This is a genomic window from Kitasatospora sp. NPDC022785 (genome assembly GCF_055561295.1).
Genome location: NZ_JBVHHB010000006.1, coordinates 186,784 through 206,812, shown reverse-complemented (window position 1 = coordinate 206,812; position 20,029 = coordinate 186,784). Strand labels below are relative to the sequence as shown.

Here is a 20,029-nt window from a genome sequence, read left to right as displayed (position 1 = left end):
CTCCAGCGACCCCGGCGGCTGCTGTGACCCCGACGACTCCGATCGACTCCGACGACGACGAGAGGACACCCGTGCGCGCCTGGATCTTCCCGGGACAGGGATCGCACCGGCGGGGCATGGGCGCCGGGCTCATCGAGCGCTTCCCGCAACTGCTGGCGACGGCTGACACCGTCCTGGGCTTCCCGCTCGCACCGCTCCTCCTGGACGACCCGGACCAGCGGCTGACCGACACCCGCTACGCCCAGCCGGCGCTCTTCACGGTGGAGGCGCTCACCGTGCTGGCCGCCCGCGCCGACGGCGAGCCCGGGCCCGACGTCCTGGCCGGCCACAGCCTGGGCGAGTACGCGGCGCTGTTCGCGGCCGGCTGCTTCGACTTCGAGACCGGGCTGCGCCTGGTCAAACGGCGTGGCGAGCTGATGGCCGGCGCCGCGGAGGGTGCCACGGGCGGTGGTGCGGCGGGTGTCGCGGACGGTTCCGCGGGCGGGCGGGAGGACGCGGGGATGCTCGCCGTCGTCGGCCTGCCCGCCGAGCAGCTGGCCGAGGCCCTGGCCCGGTACGGCGCCACCGCGGTGGACATCGCCAACCACAACGCGCGCACCCAGCTGGTCCTCTCCGGCCCGGCCGCCGAGCTGCGCGCGGTGGCCGCCCGGCTGCGCGAGGACAAGGCCGCCAGGACGGTGCCGCTGGCCGTCCGCACGGCCTTCCACTCGCGGTACATGCGGGAGGCCGCCACCGCGTTCGCCGCCCACCTGGCCGGCTTCACGCTGCGCCCGCCCGCCGTGCCGGTGATCGCCAACGTCACCGCCGCCCCGTACGGCAGCGACGTGGCCGCGCTGCTGGCCCGTCAGATCGCCGAGCCCGTCCACTGGGCGCAGAGCATGGCGCGGCTGATCGACCTCGGCGTGCGGGAGGCGCGCGAGTGCGGGCCGGGCACGGTGCTGACCGGGCTCTGGCAGACGGCCCTGAAGGACCGCGGGGCCACCGCGACGCGGCCGCCGGAACCCGCGCCTCCCGCCCGCCCGGCGCCCTCCCGCCCGGCGCCGGCCGGCCCGGAACCCGCCGGCCCGCAGTCCGCCCGACCGGCGCACGACGGCCCGCAACCGGCCCCGGCCCGGGTGGAGTTCCGGCCGGAGAGCCTGGGCAGCGCCGAGTTCCGCGCGGACCACCGCGTGCGGGCCGCGTACCTGGCGGGCTCGATGTACAAGGGCATCTCCTCGGCCGACCTGGTGCTGCGGATGGGCCGGGCCGGCCTGCTGGGCTTCCTCGGTACCGGGGGCCTCGGCCTCGACCGGATCGAGCGGGACCTCGCCCGGATCGCCCGGGAGCTGGGCCCCGACCGCCCGTACGGCGCCAACCTGCTGCACACGCCCGCCGACCCGGCCCGGGAGTGGGCGCTGGCCGGGCTCCTCGTGCGCTCCGGGGTGCGCTGTGTGGAGGCGGCCGGCTTCACCCGGATCACCCCCGCGCTGGTCCGGGCCCGGTTCAGCGGAGCCGGCCGCGACGCCGACGGCCGGCCCCGGGCCGGTCGCCACGTCGTGGCCAAGGTCTCCCGGCCGGAGGTCGCCCAGGCCTTCCTGGCGCCGCCGCCCCCCGCGCTGGTCGGCCGGCTGCTGGCCGAGGGCGCCCTCACCGAGCCGGAGGCGCAGATCGCCCGGGAGCTGCCGGTCAGCGGAGACCTCTGCGTGGAGTCCGACTCCGGGGGCCACACCGACGGCGCCGTGGCGCTGGCCCTGCTGCCCACCGTCGCCCGGCTGCGGGACCGGGCCGGCGCCGAGTACGGGTACCACCGGCGGGTGCGGGTCGGGGCGGCCGGCGGGCTGGGCACCCCCGAGGCGGTGGCGGCGGTGTTCCTGATGGGCGCCGACTTCGTCCTGACCGGCTCCGTCAACCAGTGCACCCCCGAGGCGGGCACCGCGGACGCGGTCAAGGACATGCTGGCCGGGCTGGACGTCCAGGACACCGCCTACGCGCCGGCCGGCGACATGTTCGAACTGGGCGCGCGGGTCCAGGTGGTCCGCAAGGGCACGCTGTTCCCGGCCCGGGCGAACAAGCTCTACCAGCTCTACCGGCAGCACGACGGCCTGGACGGTCTGGACGCCGCGACCCTGCGCTCGCTGGAGGAACAGTGCTTCGGCCGCCCGGTCGAGGAGGTCTGGCGGGAGACCGAGGCGCACCTCGCCCGCACCGCTCCCGAGGAGCTGGCCCGGGCCGCCCGCAGCCCCCGCCACCGGATGGCGCTGGTCTTCCGCTGGTACTTCGTCCACTCGACCCGGCTGGCCCTGCACGGCACCCCCGACCAGCAGGTCAACTACCAGATCCACTGCGGCCCGGCGATGGGCGCCTTCAACCGGCTCGTCGCCGGCACCGAGCTGGCCGACTGGCGGCGGCGCCATGTGGACGTCATCGCCGGCCACCTGATGACGGGCGCCGCCGCGGTGCTGGCCGACCGGACGGACGAACTCCGGCGTGCGCAATTGTGAGCAGGAAATCGGCACCCCGCTGAATAGTCTCTGACAGGCGAATTCCAGAATGCTCGGGAATTCGCTCGCATTCGATCAGGAGGGCCCCATGTCGACATCGGAGACCGGAGCACCGGAATCCATTGGAAACTCCCGGGCGGCCGTGCCGCCGGCCGGCGGCCAGACCGTTCTGGCGCCGGAGCACATCCTGCACTCCGGGAACTCCGGAATGATCGTCGAACGCACCGCCCAGGTACGCGGCGAATTCCACTCGGAATCCCGTGAGTTCGCCCGGGAACTCGCCGAGTACATCAACACCACCCAGCAGGGCGTGGCGAGCGTCTTCGTCTACGAGGAGACGTTCGGCACCAAGGACCTCGTGCACTGGCTGATCCACCTGAAGTCGATGGACAGCTACGAGACGCTGGTCCGCATGGGCACCCAGGACGAGGGCTACCGCAACCTCTTCGGCAAGATCAGGATCGGCGAGGAGAAGGGTGGTGGCAGCTGGGCCCGTATGTTCGTCGACGGCACCCTGCGCGAGGCGGTCCTGCTGCCGCAGTTCTGGGGCATGTACGGAACCGCGGTGGACGGCACCCTGGAACGCCAGAGCTCCGTCTTCAAGGACACCGGCACCGCCGTCGTGCTCCCGTCGGCCCGTCACCAGACCGGCCAGGGCGACGACCAGCTGCTGCACTCCGCCAACGCCGGGCTCCTCATCCACCGCACCGCCCAGATCGAGTACGACTACCGCTCCGAGGCCCGCCAGTTCGCCCGCGAGGCCGCGGCCGCGATCAACGACAACCTGGCCGGCGAAGCCACCGTCCTGCTGTACGAGGAGGCCTTCGGCCCGGCGGACCGCATCCACTGGCTGATCCACCTGCGCTCGCTGGGCACCTACCAGCGCCTGCTCCAGCTGCACGTCCAGAACGAGAGCGTCCGGGAGATCTTCTTCCGGGAGCGGGCACCCGAGAAGGGCGCCGGCGGCACCTGGGCCCGGATGTTCGTCCAGGGCACCATGCAGGACGTCGCCCTGACGCCGCACCACTGGGGCCTGTACGCCACCCAGTACCCGTCCGCGGGCTGACCCGCCCGCCGAGGACCAGGAGGTGTCGGCCATGAGCGGCCGGACGCTGCACGAGATCTTCCAAGACCGGGCCCGCGAAGCGCCCGACCGGATCGCCGTCACCTCGGCCTCCGGGCAGCTGACCTACGGCGAACTCGACGCCCGCGCCGAGGAGCTGGCGGCCCGTCTGACGGCGCGCGGAGTCGGCCCCGGCGCGCTCGTCGGGCTCGCCGCCCACCGCGGCGCCGACCTGGTGGTCGGCCTGCTCGGCATCCTCAAGGCCGGCGGGGCCTACGTCCCGCTCGACCCCGACTACCCCGAGGCCCGGCTGCTCCACCTCGTCACCGACACCGGCGTCGAGGTGGTGGCGGCCACCGGCCAGGCGGCCAAGGCGCTGCCGGACGCGCTGACCGCACAGGTCGTGCCGATCACCGCCGAGGCCCCGCCGGCCGGCACCGGAGCGCGCGAGCGCACCCCGGTGGCCGACCGGGACCTCGCCTACGTGATCCACACCTCCGGATCGACCGGCCTGCCCAAGGGCGTCCTGGTCGAACACCGCCAGGTGGTCCGCCTGTTCGACACCACCCGGGACTGGTTCGGCTTCGGGCCCGACGACGTCTGGACGCTCTTCCACTCCGCCAGCTTCGACTTCTCCGTCTGGGAACTCTGGGGCGCCCTGCTGCACGGGGGCCGGCTGGTCGTGGTCGACAAGGACGTCACCCGCCGGCCCGCCGAGCTGCACGCACTGCTGCGCGCCGAGCGGGTCACCGTGCTCAACCAGACCCCCTCCGCCTTCCGCCAGCTCGCCGCCGCCGACGCCGAGGCGCCGGGGCCGGACGCCCTCGCGCTGCGCCTGGTCGTCCTCGGCGGGGAGCGCCTAGACGTGCGCGACCTGGCCGGCTGGCTGGAGCGGCACGGGGACGCGTCGCCCCGGCTGGTCAACATGTACGGCATCACCGAGACCTGCGTGCACGCCAGTTACCGCCCGATCACCGCGGCCGACCTGGCCACGCCCGAGCACAGCCCGATCGGCGTGCCCCTGCCCGACCTGGACTTCGTCCTGGCCGGCCCGGACGGCGCCCCGGTGCCCGACGGCACCCCCGGCGAGATCCTGATCGCCGGCGCCGGTGTCACCCGCGGCTACCTGAACCGCCCGGAGCTGACCGCCGAGCGCTTCACCACGGAGTCCTTCGGCGGCGGGCCCGTCGCCCGGCACTACCACTCGGGGGACCTCGCCGTACGCACCCCCGACGGGCAGTTGCGCTACCTCGGCCGGATCGACGACCAGCTCAAGGTCCGGGGCTTCCGGATCGAACCGCGCGAGATCGAGCACCGGCTGCTCGGCCACCCCCTGGTGCGCGCGGCCGTCGTCCTCGCGCACGACGTCGACGGCGACGTCCGGCTGGCCGCGTTCGTGGTGCCCGAGCCCCGCCGCACCGCCGACCCGGTCGTCGACCCGGCCGCGCTGCCCGACGACCTCGCCGGGCACGCCGCCGCCGGCCTGCCCGCCCACCTGCGGCCCGCGCTCTACCGGGTGGTCGACGAGCTCCCGCTCACCCCGCAGGGCAAGACCGACCGGGACGCGCTGCGCGGGCTCCTCGACACCGCGCCCGCCGCCCTCCCGGACCAGGACGTCCCCGGCGGACCGACCGTCCTGGACGCCGTGACGGCCATCGTCCACGAAGTCCTGCGCGGCTCCCGCCCGCCCGCCCCCGAGGCCGACCTGTTCGACACCGGGGCCACCTCGCTCGCGTTCACCCGCATCCTCGCCCAGCTGAACCGGCGCTTCGCACTGCGCCTGACCGGCGCCGAGCTGGACGGCGAGGCGAGCATCGCCCGGCTGGCCGCCGCCGTGGCCCAGCAGACCGGCCGCCACCCCGGGCAGAACGCCGGCGGCGACCACGACAACCCCGTGAAGGAGCAGGCATGACCCGGGCAGCAGACGGCCGCGCGTTCGCGCTGTCGGCCGAGGAGCTGGAGAGCTTCCGCACCAACGGCTTCTTCGGTCCGTTCAAGGTCTACGAGCCGGAGGAGATGACCGCCCAGTGGCGGCGCGAGCGGCTGGCGCTGATGGACCGCTCGATGGCCGTCTACGGCGACGAGGCCGCCTCCTCGGGCAACACCAACATCTCCAACTACGACCGCCACCTGGACTCGCCGTTCCTGGCCGACCACATCGGCCGGGCCGAGATCGTGGACCGCGTGGTCGGCGCCCTGGGCCCGGACGTGCTCTGCTGGCGCACCGAGTTCTTCCCCAAGTACCCCGGCGACGAGGGCACCGACTGGCACCAGGCGGACACCTTCGCCAACGCCTCCGGCAAGCCGCAGATCCTGTGGCCGCCGGAGTTCAAGGAGTTCGGCGGCACCATCACGGTCTGGACCGCCTTCACCGAGGCCACCGTCGACAACGGCTGCCTGCAGTTCATCCCCGGCTCGCACGAGCAGATGAACTACGACGAGGCCAAGAAGATGCACTACGACCCGGACCGGATCAACCAGCAGGACAAGGACGGTGTGCGGCGCGGCTTCTTCGGCTACGACTACCGCGAGCTGCGCAAGGACGAGAACTTCGTCCCGGACGAGACCAAGGCCGTCTCGATGGTGATGAAGCCGGGCGAGGCGATCATGTTCTGGTCCACCCTGATGCACGCCTCGCACCCCAACGACGGCCCGGAACAGCGGATGCGGATGGGCTTCGCCTCCCGCTACGTCCCCACCTCGGTGCGGGTCTACCCGGACACCGAGGTGATCGAGGAGTACGGCGGCCAGGTCTCGCTGGACCGCTACGGCGCCGTCCTGGTGGCCGGCCAGGACGTCCACGGGCACAACCGGCTGACGGACCGTACCACCCGGGGCCATGTCTTCCCGGTCTGCTGACGCCGGCGCCGGAGCGGGCCCCGCGCCCGCTCCGGCGGCCCGGCTCGCCGAGGCCGTGCTGTCGCTGCGCCCGCTGCTCGACGTGCTGGCACCGGTGACCGTCCCGGCCGGGCCCCGCGCCCGGTCGCTCGGCCCGCTGCTGGCGGCCGTCACCCGCCGCCTCGGCGCCCCGCCCGTCGCGGTGGCCGCCGAGACGGAGGAGACGGACACCTTCGCCCGGGTGGTCGCCGCCCGGCTGGACCTCGAGGGCCTGGCGGTCACCGCGGACGGGACGGCCGGCTCCACGGCCGGCGCCGTCGTCGACGCGGCGGTCGACGAGGTCGTCGCGGCCGACTTCGAGGGGTTCTGCACCCGGCTGGACGCCACGGCGCCCGACGGCGTGCCGCTGCGGGTGCTCACCGCGGGCCGGCCCGCCGAGCGGGCCGTGGTGCTGGCCCTGGCCCCCGGGATGCCCGCCCGGCTGGCCGAGCGGTGGATCCGCGAACTCGCCCGCACCCACTACGTGGTGACCTGGGAGAGCCGCGGCCTCTTCGCCGGCCAGGACGGCCCGGCGCCGCCCGGCTACGACGTCACCGCCCAGGCCGGCGACCTGCTGGCCGCCCTCGACCGAGCGGGCGCCGTCCGCGCACACGTGGTCGGCCTGTGCGGCGGCGCCGTGCCGGCGGTCGCCGCCGCCGCGCTGGACCCGGCGCGGATCACCTCGCTCAGCCTCTGGCACGGTGACCTCCACCTCGGCCCGGACAGCCCCCGGACGGACCACCAGCGCAACCTGCACGCCCTGCTGGAGATGGCCTGCGAGGACCAGGGCCTGGCCGGGACGATCCACGCCACCCTCTGCCGCTCGATCGGCGACAGCGTTCCGGTCGACCTCGCCCACCTGGTGCTCTACCCGTACGCGACGGTCGAACTGTTCGGCCGCTACTGCGCGTTGAACAACGCGGTGATGGGAACGGACCTGCGCCCGCACCTCGAGCGGGTGAGCGCGCCCGCGCTCGTGGTGACCAGCGCGGACGACGACACCGCCCACCCCGGCGCGTCCGCCCTGGTCGCCGCCGCGCTGCCGGGCTCGGTGAGCGTGGTGCGGCCGCACGGCGACCACCTCTCGCTGTTCCGGGGCGAACCCGCGCTCTTCGAGACGCTGGACGCCTTCCTCGCCGAGCACCCGATCTGACGCCCCGCCTGTTCTGCGCCCGCCCCCGCCCCGTGTCCGCCCCGCGCCTGCTCTGCCCCGCGCGTGCTCTGCCCCGCGCGTGCTCTGCCCTGCGGCAGCGCCTGCGTCTGAATCTGCATCTGCGTCTGTCCCGTGTCTGCCCCCGCCCCGCTGCGCCGCGCCCTGCCGGGCCCGTCAAGGAGGAACCCATTGAACCGCGACGAGATCGCCGCAGCGGTCACCCGTCTCGTCGATGAGGTCGGGCCCGCCGGAGCACCACGGCCCGCCCCCGACCTGCCGCTGCGCGAGCACGGGCTCGCCTCGCTCGCGGCGACCCGCCTGGCCATCGGCATCGAGGCCGCGTGCGGGGTGAAGATCGCGGTCGACTGGATCGGCGGTGGTGCCACGACCCGGCAACTCATCGACAGGATCGACGAGTTGACGGATGAGGCCGACGGCGGCCAGCGGCCGGTGCCGGCCGCCGCCCCCGGCACGCCGGGGCACGACGAACCGTTCCCGCTCACCCCCGTCCAGCAGGCCTACCTGGTCGGCCGTGACCCGGACCTCGGCACCGACCCGGTCGGCTGCCGGATCTACCGCGAGTTCGCGCCGCCCGCACTCGACCCGGCACGGCTGACGGAGGCCTGGCAGCGCGTGGTGGCCCACCACGACATGCTGCGCATCCTGGTCGACGAGGACGGCCGCCAGCGGATCGCCGCCGCGGTGCACCCGGCCGTCCCGGTGCACGACCTGACGACCGCCGCCCCGCAGGCCTTCGCCGACCACCTGGGCGCCGTCCGCGACCGGCTGGCGGACCCGGCCTGGCAGCGGGACACCGGCTGGCAGCCGCACCACGTCGAGGTGTCGCTCGGCCCCGACGGCGTCGGCGTGGTCCACCTGGACATCGACGCCATGCTGACCGACGGCCAGGGCCTCCACGTGCTGCTGGACCACTGGTGGCAGTGCTACCAGCAGCCCGGCCACTCGCTGCCCGCCCCGGCCGTACCGCTGCGCGAGGCCGTCCTGGCCCTGTACGGGCGGCGTTCCACCCCCGCCCACCAGGCCGACCTGGACCACTGGTGCGCCAGCCTCGCCGGGGCGACGGCCGCCCCCGCGGCCGCCCTGGTCCGGCCGCAGGCCCGCCCCGGCGGCCACCCGCGCCGCTCGCTCGGCGCGGCCCTGACCCCGGCCCAGTGGAACGCCCTCAAGGCGCACGCGGCGCGCCTGGGGGTGTCGCCCACGGCGCTGGTGCTCACCGCCTTCGCCGAGGTCCTGGCCGCCGACGCCCCCGGCAGGCCGTTCACCCTGGTGCTGACCACCACCGACCGGGTCCGGCTGCCGGCCGGCACCGAGCAGCTCGTCGGCCCGTTCACCTCCACCGCGCTGCTGGCCGTCACGCCACAGCCCGACCACTCCTTCGACGACGCCGCCCGCGCCCTGCACGACCGGCTCTGGGCGGACCTCGCCCACACCGGCGTCTCCGGGGTGGAGGTCCTGCGCGAGCTGCGCGCCCGCGACAGGTCGGCGCCGCCGGCCGCGCTGCCGGTCGTCTTCACCAGCCTGCTGGACACCGGCACCGGCACGCCGGACGGCCTCTCCGCCCACCTGACGCACGCGGCCGGCCGAACCGCCGGCATCGCGCTCGAACACCAGATGTGGGAGACGGGCGGCGCCCTGCACTACCGCTGGGACGTCGCCGACACCCTGCTCGCCCCGGGCGCCGCCGACACCCTCTTCACCGCCCTCGGCAACACCCTGCGCGACCTGGCCTGCGGCGCCGGCACCGACGAGGAGTCCCGGCCGCTCAACCAGCTCCAGCAGGCGTACTACGTGGCCCGCGCCCAGGGCGCCGCCCCCTGGGACGGCTGTCAGGTCTATCACGCCTTCGAGCTCGACCAGGTGGACATCGGCCGGCTGGAGGACACCTGGCACGCCATGACCGAGCGGTACGACGTGCTGCGCAGTCACCTGTCCTCCGACGGCGAACTGCGGGTGCGCCGCACAGCGGGCCCGCGCCGCCGGATCCCGGTCATTGACCTCCCCGCGGACGGCACCGACGGCCCCGACAGTTCTGGCAGCAGCCCCGGAGGCCCCGACGGCGGGGACGTGGTGGACGCGCTGCGCGACCGGATGGCCGGGACGGCCTTCGCGCTCGGCCGCTGGCCGCAGTTCGACCTCCGGGTGACCCGGGCCGCGACGGGCCGGGCGACCCTGCACTGCGCCATCGACCTGGCCGTCGTCGACGGCCGCAGCCTCCACCTGCTGCTGCGCGAGCTGGTCGCCGGATACGCGGGCCGGCCCGCAGCCCGGCCCGCCCAGCCGGCCCCCGCCGCCGAAACCGCGGCACCGGACCAGGCCGCCGTCGCCTACTGGCGCGAGCGCTTCGCCGCGCTGCCCGCCGGCCCGGTCCCGGCCGGGGGAGCCGACCGCCGCCGGATCCGCCACTCCGGCGTCCTGACCGGCTGGCGGCGCACCCGGGCGGCCGCCGAGAGCCGCGGCCTGAGCCCCGACGCCGCGCTGCTCGCCGTCCTCACGGAGGCTCTGGCGACCCGGGTGGACGGCGACTTCACGGTGGTCGCCGCCCGCTGGCACCCTGACGACGAACACCGCCGCCCGGGCGAGCACACCCGGCTCAGCTGGCTCGACCACGGGCCGGCCGCACTCCCGCTCGCCGAGCGGGCCGCCGCCCACCAGGCGCGGATGGACCGGGACGACACGCTCGGCGCCGGCGCCGACGGGCTCGCCGAACTGCGCCGCGTGGTCATGCGGGAGCGGGCCGGCGCGGGCCTGGCCTTCCCCGTCGTCCACACCGGCCTGCTCGAACTCACCGAACACGCGCCACCGCCCGGGGCACGCACCGCGCGGTGGATGACCTACACCCCGGACGTGAGCCTGGACAGCATCTGCGTCGAGGACGGCGACGAACTGCAGTACCACTGGGACGCGGTGCCGGGGGACTTCGCCCCCGCCGACCTGGAGGCCATGTTCGCGGCCTACCGGCACCTGCTGGCCGGCCTCGGCGAGGCCCTCACGGCGGCCCCTCCCACGGCTTCCGCGACGGGGTCGGCCACGGCGACAGGGCCGGCCTCCGCGACGGGGCCGGCCTCCGCTACCGGTCCGTCGGTCGAGCCGGCGGCCGGGCCGGAGCCCGCCCCGGCCCGGGCGCTCAGCGCCCAGGAGCGGGAGCTGGTGCTGCACACCTGGAACGACACCGCCGTGCCCGTCCCCGACGAACGCCCCGTCCACCTCTACGTCGAGGACCAGGCCCGGCGCACCCCGGACGCGCCCGCCGTGCTGCACCCCGGCGGCACCGTAAGCCACCGCGAACTCGACCGCTGGGCCAACGGCATCGCCCACCGCCTCCGCGCGCTCGGCGTCGACACCGGCCAGGTGGTGGCGATCGGCGCCCGGCGCGGCCCGGCCCTGGTAGCCGCCGTCCTCGGCATCCTCAAGGCGGGCGCCGCCTACCTGCCCGTCGAACCCACCGCCCCCGCCGAGCGGACCGCCGGCATGCTCGCGGACACCGGTGCCACCCTGCTGCTCACCACTGCGGACACCGGGCCGCTCGCCCTCCCGGACGGCGTCCGGGTGCTGGAGATCGACCACGACATCGTCCCCGCCGCCACCGCGCCCCGGCCGACCGCCCACCTGGACGGCACCGCGTACGTCATCTTCACCTCGGGCAGCACCGGTCGGCCCAAGGGCGTCGCGGTCTCGCACCGCCCGGTGGCCAACCTGCTGCACTGGTGCCGGCGCACGTTCGGCCTGGGGCCCGGTGACCTCGGACTGATGGTCACCTCGCTCGGCTTCGACCTCTCGGTGTTCGACATCTTCGGCCTGCTCGGCAGCGGCGCCGCCGTCTACATCGCCGACGAGGCCCAGCAGAAGGACCCGGCGCTGCTGCTCGACCTGCTGCTGGAGCAGCCGATCACCTTCTGGAACTCGGCGCCCACCACGCTCGCCCAGCTGATGCCGCTGCTGCCCGCCACGGCCGGCGACGGCACCGGCGGCCCGAGGGGTACGGACGACCTGCGGCTGGTCTTCCTCAGCGGCGACTACACCCCGCTGTCGCTGCCCGACCAGCTGCGGGCGGTCTTCACCCGCGCCGAACTGGTCAGCCTGGGCGGCGCCACCGAGGCGACCGTCTGGTCCAACTACCACCGGATCGGCACCGTCGACCCGGCCTGGCGGAGCATCCCGTACGGCCGGCCGATCGACAACGCGCGGTACTACGTCCTGGACGAGCGGCTGGAGCCCTGCCCGATCGGCACCGAGGGCGACCTCTACATCGGCGGGGACTGCCTGGCGCTCGGCTACCAGAACCGGCCGGAGCTCACCGAGGAGCGCTTTCTGCCCGACCCGTTCGTGGCGCGCCAGGGGCAGCGGATGTACCGCACCGGCGACCGCGCGGCCTTCGGCCCGGACGGGGTGATGACCTTCCTCGGCCGGGCCGACACCCAGGTCAAGATCCGCGGGCACCGGGTCGAGCTGGGCGAGATCGAGCACCGGCTGCGCAGCCACCCCGCCGTCCGGGAGGCCGTGGTGCTGGTGCGCCCGAGCGCCTCCGGGGACCAGAAGGTCGTCGGCTACCTGCTGGCCGCCGGTGACCCGCCGTCGACGTCCGAGCTGCGGGCGTACGCCGCGCTGGCCCTGCCGGACTACATGGTCCCCAACCACCTGGTCTTCCTGGACACCTTCCCGGCGACCGCCAACGGCAAGCTGGACCGGGCCGCGCTGCCCTGGCCGCTGCCGGCCGCCGCCCCCGTCGCGGCCCTCGTTCCTGTTGCCGCCCCAGGTCCCGTCCCCGCACCCGCCGCTCCTCCCGCCGCTCCTCCCGCCCCCGCCGCGTCGGCGTCCGCCGCCGGGCTCGCCGAGGAGATCGCGCAGATCGCCTCCGGGCTGCTCGACGGCCTGCCGGTCGACCCCGAGCAGGACCTCTGGGACCAGGGTGCGACCTCGTTCACGATGGTCAGGATCTCCCGGACCCTCCAGCAGCGGCACGGGGTGCGGATCCCGGTCAGCGCACTGCTGGACACCCCGACGGCGGCCGGGATCGCCGACCGGCTCGCCCGCGAACTCGGCGCCGCCCCGGCGCCCGCCCCGCAGGCCCCGGCCGGGCCTGCCCCGCAAGCCGCCGCGCAAGCCGTGCCCGAGCCCGCCCCGTACGTTGTGCCCGAGCCGGCTCCCGCCCCGTACGCCGTGCCCGAGCCGGCTCCCGCCCCGTACGCCGTGCCCGAGCCGGCTCCCGAACCCGCCGCCCCCGCACCGGTACCCGCGGCGGCTCCGCAGTCCGTGGACGTGCTCTCGCCCGAGGAACGCGCCGCCTTCAAGGACGGCCGCTGGAACCTGCGCCCGCCCTCGCCGGCCGAGCCCGCCGTGCCGCTGCCCGCCCCCGACGCCCCCGCCGAGCGCCACCTCGCCCGCGCCAGCCGGCGGGAGTTCGGCCCCGGTCCGCTGCCGTTCGCCCACCTCTGCGCGCTGCTCGACCGCCTGCGCGCGAGCGAGGCGGACGGCCGCGAGCGGCGCGGTTACCCCTCGGCCGGTGACACCTACGCCGTCCAGACCTACCTGTACGTGCGCCCCGGCGCCGTCGAGTCGCTGCCCGGCGGCGTCTACTACCACGACCCGGTCGCGCCCGCGCTGCGCCTGGTCAACCCGGCCCCCGCACTCGACCGCTCCGCGCACTTCTTCTACAACCGGCCGCTGTTCGACCAGGCGGCGTTCGAGCTCTACCTGATCGGCCAGCCCCGGGGCATCGCGCCGCTCTACGGCGCGGACGCGGGCCGCTTCCTGCTGCTGGAGGCCGGCTACGTCGGACAGCTCCTGATGGAGGCCCAACAGGAGACCGGGGTCGGCCTGTGCCCGATCGGGAGCGTGGCCTTCGACCGGGTCCGCGCCGAACTGCGGCTGGACGACGGCCAGCAGTTCCTGCAGTCCTTCCTCGGCGGCCTGGCCGCCGACCTGCCCGCCGCCGCGCCGCTCATGGGACCCGGGCCCGTGCCGGTGGCCGCCGCCGCGCCGGCCGAGCTGGCGGTCCCGGCCGGGCGGCGCGCCGGTGTCACCCCCGCCGCCGTGATCGGCCTCGCCGGCCGCTACCCGCAGGCCGGCTCGCCCGAGGAGCTCTGGCATAACCTCCTCGACGGCCGCCGTTCGATCGCCGCCGCGCCCCCCGCCCGCGCCGCCGACACCGGCAGCGTCCCCGGCGGCTACCTCGACGACATCGACGGCTTCGACCACGCCCTGTTCCGGCTCTCGCCCGCCGAGGCCGGCACTCTCGACCCGCAGCTGCGCCAGCTGCTGCACGCGGTGCACCAGTGCCTGGAGGACGCCGGGCACACCGCGGACTCGCTGCGCCGGGCCGCCCCCAGGGTCGGCGTCTACGTGGCGACCATGTGGAACGACCACCAGCACGTCGGCGCCGCGCGCTGGGAGCGCACCGGGCGCGCCGAGGTGTCGGCCGTCGCCGCCGACATCCCCAACCGCATCTCGCACCTCTTCGGGTTCCGCGGGCCCAGCGTCGCCGTCAACACCTCCTGTTCCTCCTCGCTCACCGCCCTGCACCTGGCCGTGGAGGCCCTGCACCGGGGTGACTGTGACGCCGCCGTGGTCGGCGCGGCCAACCTGGTCGCGCACCCGTACCACACGGCGCTGCTGGCGGGCCTGGGACTGGTCGCCCCCGAGGGCGTGCGGGGCGCCTTCGACGCCGCCGCGAGCGGCTGGTCCCCCGGGGAAGGCGTGGGCGCGCTGCTCCTGCGCCGGGTCGAGGACGCGCGCCGCGACGGCGACCACCTGCACGGGGTGGTCGAGGGCAGCTGGATCGACTTCGCCGGCGGCTCCCACCGCTTCGGCGCCCCCGACGTGGCCGCCTTCCAGGAGTCGATGGCTCGCGCGCTGGACCGGGCCGGGGTCACCACCGAGGAGGTCGCCTACGTCGAATGCGCGGCCACCGGGGCCGCGTTCGCCGACGCGGCCGAGGTGGAGGCGCTCGGCGGGCTCTTCCGGGACCGCCCGGGCGGTCCCGTGCTGCTCGGCACGCTCAAGCCCGCCATCGGCCACCTGGAGGCCGCCTCCGGACTGGCCCAGCTCACCAAGGTCCTGCTCCAGCTGCGCCACCGCACCATCGCCCCGACGCCCACCGCCGAGCAGCTCAGCCGCCTGGTCGACTGGGACGCCCTGCCGGTCCGGCTCGCCGACCGCCGGCTGCCCTGGCCCGCACCCGAAGGCGCAGCGCCTCTGCGAGCCCTGGTCAACGCGGCGGGGGCGACCGGCTCGCTCGGCCACGCGGTCGTCCGCCCGGCGACGGCCGCGGAACTCTCCCCGGCTGGCGGCGACACCCCGCGCGGTCCGCTGCTGGCGGTGCTCTCCGGGCGCGACGAGGCCGCCCTGCGCGGCGCGGCGGCCCGCCTGGCCGAGCGGCTGCGCACCACCGACCCCGACCCGGCCGACCTCGCGTACACGCTGCAGACCGGCCGCACCCACCACGCGCACCGGCTCGTCCTCGACTGCGCCGATGGCCTGCCCGCGCTGCGGGCCGCGCTCGCGCACCACCTGGCGGGCGGTCGGCCCGCCGTGCCCTCCGACGGACCCGGCGCCGCCTGGTTGGCGGGCGCGGAGGTGGACTGGCCCGCGCAGTGGGCGGTGCCGGCCCGCCGGGTGCCGCTGCCCACCGAGCCGTTCCCGGTCGCGCCGGTCGCGCCGGTCGCCCGGGAGGCCGGCGCGGCCCCGGCACCCGCCATGCCCGCCGCACCCGCAGCCGCGGACCGGCCGGCGCCGTCCGGCGAGGACGTCGCCCGTGTCGAACGGCGCCTGGTGGAGCTCTACGCCCAGGTGTCCGGCCTGCCGCAGGCCTCGATCGACCCGCACACGCCGCTGGACCAGTACGGCCTCACCTCCTTCCTGGTGGCACGGCTCAACGCCGACCTCCGCGCGGAGTTCGGGATCACCTCGGCCACCCTCCTGTTCGAACAGCGCGACCTGGCCGGTGTCGCCCGCAGCGTCGCCGCGCTCGCCGCCCCCGCTCCCGCCGCCGGGGCCGCGTCGGGCCCGGCACCCGGCGCCGCGGCCGGGGACGACCTCGCCGTGATCGGCCTCGCCGGCCGCTACCCGGGCGCGGCCACCGTGCAGGCGCTCTGGGAACAGCTGCTGGCCGGCGCGGACCTCGTCACCGGTCTGCCCGCCGGGCGGCGCACCGGCCGGCCGGGGGAGGAGCTGATGCAGGGCGGCTTTCTGGACGGGGTGGACCGCTTCGACCCGCTGCTGTTCGGCATCACCCCGCACGACGCCGACCTGATGGACCCCCAGGAGCGGCTGCTGCTGGAGGTGGTGTGGGAGACCCTGGAGGACGCCGGCTGGCCCAGGGAGCGCCTGCGCCGGGCCCACGGCCCCCGGATCGGTGTCTTCGTCGGCTCGATGCACCACGAGTACCCGTACTTCGGCGTCGAACGCACCCTCACCGGTGCGCCCGTGGCCGCCGGCTCGACCCCGGCGGGCATCGCCAACCGGGTCTCGTACTTCCTGGACGCGCACGGCCCCAGCCTGACCGTCGACACCATGTGCTCGTCCTCGCTGACGGCGATCCACCTCGCCGCGCGCAGCCTGCGCGACGGCGAGTGCGAGGTGGCCCTGGCCGGCGGGGTGAACCTCTCGCTGCACCCGAACAAGTTCGTGCAGCAACGGGCGATGGGCATGACCTCCTCCGACCACCGCTGCCGGGCCTTCGGCGCGGGCGGCGACGGCTTCGTGCCCGCCGAGGCGGTCGGCGCCGTCCTGCTCAAGCCGCTGGCCCGGGCGGTCGCGGACGGGGACCGGATCCACGGCGTGATCAAGGGCACGGCCGTCAACCACGGCGGCCGCACCAACGGCTACACCGTGCCCGACCCGGCCGCACAGGGCCGGGTGGTGGCCGAGGCGCTCGCCCGCTCGGGCGTGGAGCCCGGGACGGTCGGCTACCTGGAGGCGCACGGCACCGGCACCGCGCTCGGCGACCCGGTGGAGATCGCCGGACTCCAGCAGGCGTTCGGCGCCCTGGCCCCGGGCCAGGTGGCCATCGGGACGGTCAAGTCCAACCTCGGGCACGCCGAGGCGGCGGCCGGCATCGCCGGGCTGACGAAGGTGTTGCTCCAGCTCCGGCACGGGCGGCTGGTCCCCTCGCTGCACGCCGACGAGCTCAACCCCGCGATCGACTGGGCGGCCTCGCCCTTCCGGGTGCAGCGCTCGGCCGCCGACTGGCCCCGCCCGTCCGGTGGTCCGCGCCGGGCCGGGGTCAGCTCCTTCGGCGCCGGCGGGTCCAACGCCCACCTCGTGGTGGAGGAGTACCCGCAGCCGGTTCCCGCCACGGCGGCGGCGGCCGACCCGGCGGGGCCGCAGCTGGTGCTGCTGTCCGCACGCACCGAGGAGGCGCTGACCGGGCTCGCCGGCCGGTGGGCCGACCACCTGCGGAGCACCCCCGTGCCGGCCGACGGCGCAGCGGAGCTCGCCGATGTGGCCCACACCAGCCGGGTCGGCAGGGAGGAGCTGCGCGAGCGGCTCGCCCTGGTGGTCTCCTCGCCGGCCGAACTGGCCGAGCGGCTCGCCGCGTTCGCCTCCGGCCGGGGCACGGCCGAGCTCCGCGGGCGGGTGAGCGGCCCCTCCGGGCCGGGCCTGCCCGCCGAGCGCGTCGACCCGGCCGGGTACGAGCTCACCGAGCTCGCCCGGCGCTGGGTCACCGGGACGGCCTGGGACTGGCAGGCCCTGCCGCAGACCGCCGGACGCCGGATCGCCGCGCTGCCCGGCTACCCGTTCGCGGGCCGGCGCTGCTGGCTTCCGGAGCCGGTCGGCGGTCCGGACGCGACCCCGCCCACGGAGCCGCGGACCGCCGCACCGGTGGTGGCGCCCTTGCCCGGCCCGGTAAGCACGGTGGCCGTCCCGTTGCGCGAGCGCCGGTGGACGGCCGGCCCGCAGCCGGCCCCGGGCACCGTCCCGCCCGGCACGGTGGCGGTGCTCGCCGGCCCCGGCAGCGAGGCCCTGGCCGCGCGAACCGTCGCGCTGCTCGGCGCCCGGGCCGACTGCGTGCTGCTGCGCGAGGGCGCGGACCGGGGTGACGGCGTGCCGGCCTTCCACGACGAGGCCTCCGCACGGCGTGCCCTCGCCGGGCTGCCCGCCCTCGCCGGGGTGCTGGACCTCACCGACGTGGGCCGGCCGGACGCCGGCCCGGGCCCGTGGACGGCGCGGATCGCCCTGCTCCAGGAGCTGATCCGCGCCCACCGCGGCGAACTGCGGGTGCTCCAGGTGACCGAGGGCCTCCAGGACGTCCCGGGTGCCCGCCCGTCGCCGGCCGGCTCCCGGGTCGCCGGGTTCGTGCGGATGCTCGGCGTGGAGTACCCGAGGGTCCGCGCGACCCACCTGGACACCGACCTGCCCCGGGCCGAGGCGGTCGCCGCCGAGTGGGCCGCCGGGCAGCCGCCCGCCGAGGTCTGCCACCGGGGCAGCCGACGGCTGCTCCCGCAGTGGAGCACCGTCGAGGCGCCGGCGGCGGTACCGTTCACGGCCGACCCCGCCCGGACCTACCTGGTCACCGGCGGCACGCGCGGTCTCGGGGCGACGGTCGCCCGTCACCTGGTGGCCCGCGGCGCCCGCCGGATCGCCCTCGCCTGCCTGCGCGAACTGCCGCCCCGGGAGCGCTGGGACGACCCGGAGCTGCCCGCGGTCACCACCGAGGCGGTGAGCACGGTCCGCGACCTGGAGCGGGCGGGCGCCCGGGTGCTGGTGTTCACCGGCGCGCTCTCCGACCGGGCCCGGCTGTCGGCCTTCCTGACAGAGGTCCGTACCGGACTGGGCCCGATCGCCGGGGTGGTGCACTGCGCCGGGCTCGGCTCCCGGGGTCCGGCGGCCTTCGTCCACAAGCGGTGCGACGACATCCGCGAGGTGCTGGAGCCGAAGACGGACGGGCTGGAGACCCTCGCGGAGCTCTGCGCCGAGGACGGGCCGGACTCTCTCGTCCTCTTCTCCTCGGCGTCCTCGGCGCTGCCCCGGCTGGCGGCAGGGGTGAGCGACTACGCGGCGGCCAACGCCGCCACGGACTTCGAGGCCGGCCGGCTGGCGCGGCTCGGCCGCGGCCGGGTCCGCGCGGTGCAGTGGCCGGTGTGGGCGGACGGCTCCGCCGGGGACGAGGCCCGGGCGGCCGCCCGGGCCGCCGGGCTCGGCGAGCTGTCCACCGCCGACGGGCTCGCCGTCCTCGACTGGGCGATGGCCTCCGACGGCCCGGCGGTCGTCCTGGCGGCCCCGCCGGTGGCCGGGGCCCCGCAGCAGACCGCCCCCGACCGCGTTGCCGCCCCGGCCTTCGCGGCGGGCGCGGTGCCCGGGTGGCTGGCCGAGGTGTTCGAGACGGTCGCCGGCGTCCCGCGCGGGGAGCTCGAACCGACCGCGTCCTTCTCCGAACTCGGCGTCGAATCGGTGATGCTGGGCGAGCTGGTGGTGGAGATCGAGCGCCGCACCGGCCGTCCGCTCGAACCCGCGGTGCTGCTGGAGCACGACACGCCGCAGGCGCTCGCCGCCCACCTGTCCCGGGTGCTTCCGCCCTGGCCCGGCCCGGCTGCACCGGCTGCACCGTCTGCAGGGCCCGCCCCGGCAGCTCCGCCTGCCCCGGTCGAGCCGTTCGCTCCGGTCGCGCCAACCGCCTCGGGCGAGCCGTCCGCTTCGGCTCCCGTCGAGCCGTTCGCACCGCCCACGGCCGCGGAGCCCGTCGCAGGGGGGCGGCCGGACCGGATCGCCGTCGTCGGGATGGCGTGCCGCTTCCCCGGCGCCCCCGGGCTCGCCGCCTTCTGGGAGCAGCTGGCCACCGGGGCGGACGCGGTCACCGAGGTCCCGCCCGGCCGCTGGGACACCGCGCGCCTCTACCGCCCGTCCTACGAACCCGGCCGCAGCATCAGCCGGTGGGGCGGTTTCCTCGACGCCATCGAGGACTTCGACCCCGACCACTTCGGCATGACCGAGGAGGAGGCCACCGGCCTCGACCCGGCGGTGCGGCTCTTCCTGGAGGGCGCGGAGAGCGCCCTGTGCGACGCCGGCTACCCGCAGGAGGAGCTGGCCGGCCGCCAGGTCGGAGTCTTCGCCGGCGCCCGGATGTCCGGCTACCGGCACCGGGCCGGGGCGGGCGGCCCGGCCGGGCTCGGCGGCGACCAGAACTTCATCGCGGCCCGGGTCGCCCACCAGTACGATCTGCGCGGCCCGGCCATGGTGGTGGACAGCGCCTGCTCGTCCGCACTGGTCGCCGTCCAGCTCGCCTGCCGCAGCCTGCTCGCCGGAGAGTCCGAACTGGCCCTGGCCGGCGCGGTGGAGGTGCTCCTGGACGAGGAGCCCTACCTGGAGTTCAGCGCGGCCCGGGCCCTCTCGCCGTCCGGCCGCTGCCGTACCTTCGACGAGCGGGCGGACGGCTTCGTCCCGGGCGAGGGCTGCGGGGTGCTGCTGCTGAAGCGCCTCGACGCGGCGCTGCGCGACGGC

Annotated in this window: 6 protein-coding genes (1 of these 6 cut by a window edge); all 6 read left to right on the top strand. The window is 76.3% G+C overall.

The annotated features are described in order from the left end of the window. The first annotated feature begins 23 nt into the window (after positions 1–23). Positions 24–2,480 carry an ACP S-malonyltransferase gene (fabD, locus tag ACZ3YO_RS12655; RefSeq protein WP_465568503.1) on the top strand — a complete coding sequence of 819 codons (2,457 nt, stop codon included), beginning with the start codon at positions 24–26 and terminating at the stop codon, positions 2,478–2,480. Between the two features lie 88 nt (positions 2,481–2,568). Continuing rightward, positions 2,569–3,546 (top strand): DUF6039 family protein, encoded by a 978-nt coding sequence (locus tag ACZ3YO_RS12650; protein WP_465568500.1) that lies wholly within the window; start codon positions 2,569–2,571, stop codon positions 3,544–3,546. A gap of 31 nt (positions 3,547–3,577) precedes the next feature. Further along, positions 3,578–5,455, top strand: a complete 1,878-nt coding sequence (locus ACZ3YO_RS12645; RefSeq protein WP_465568497.1) for an amino acid adenylation domain-containing protein — start codon at positions 3,578–3,580, stop codon at positions 5,453–5,455. Beyond that, on the top strand, positions 5,452–6,402 hold the full coding sequence (locus tag ACZ3YO_RS12640) for a chlorinating enzyme (protein ID WP_465568494.1): 951 nt from the start codon (positions 5,452–5,454) through the stop codon (positions 6,400–6,402). Before ACZ3YO_RS12645 ends, ACZ3YO_RS12640 begins: the two co-directional genes overlap by 4 nt. Then, complete coding sequence (locus tag ACZ3YO_RS12635; RefSeq protein WP_465568491.1) at positions 6,383–7,573, top strand: alpha/beta fold hydrolase; 1,191 nt, start codon at positions 6,383–6,385, stop codon at positions 7,571–7,573. Before ACZ3YO_RS12640 ends, ACZ3YO_RS12635 begins: the two co-directional genes overlap by 20 nt. Before the next feature lie 189 nt (positions 7,574–7,762). Further along, a protein-coding gene (locus ACZ3YO_RS12630; RefSeq protein WP_465568488.1) for an amino acid adenylation domain-containing protein crosses the window boundary here: on the top strand, positions 7,763–20,029 show its 5' portion. Its footprint extends 810 nt past the window's final position; the window shows 12,267 of its 13,077 coding nt (coding positions 1–12,267); the start codon lies at positions 7,763–7,765; its stop codon lies off the right edge, out of view.

Coding starts and splice junctions, on each gene's coding strand:
- ACZ3YO_RS12650 (WP_465568500.1), top strand. CDS start 2,569: ATGTCGACATCGGAGACCGGAGCACCGGAATCCATTGGAAACTCCCGG.
- ACZ3YO_RS12640 (WP_465568494.1), top strand. CDS start 5,452: ATGACCCGGGCAGCAGACGGCCGCGCGTTCGCGCTGTCGGCCGAGGAG.
- ACZ3YO_RS12645 (WP_465568497.1), top strand. CDS start 3,578: ATGAGCGGCCGGACGCTGCACGAGATCTTCCAAGACCGGGCCCGCGAA.
- ACZ3YO_RS12635 (WP_465568491.1), top strand. CDS start 6,383: ATGTCTTCCCGGTCTGCTGACGCCGGCGCCGGAGCGGGCCCCGCGCCC.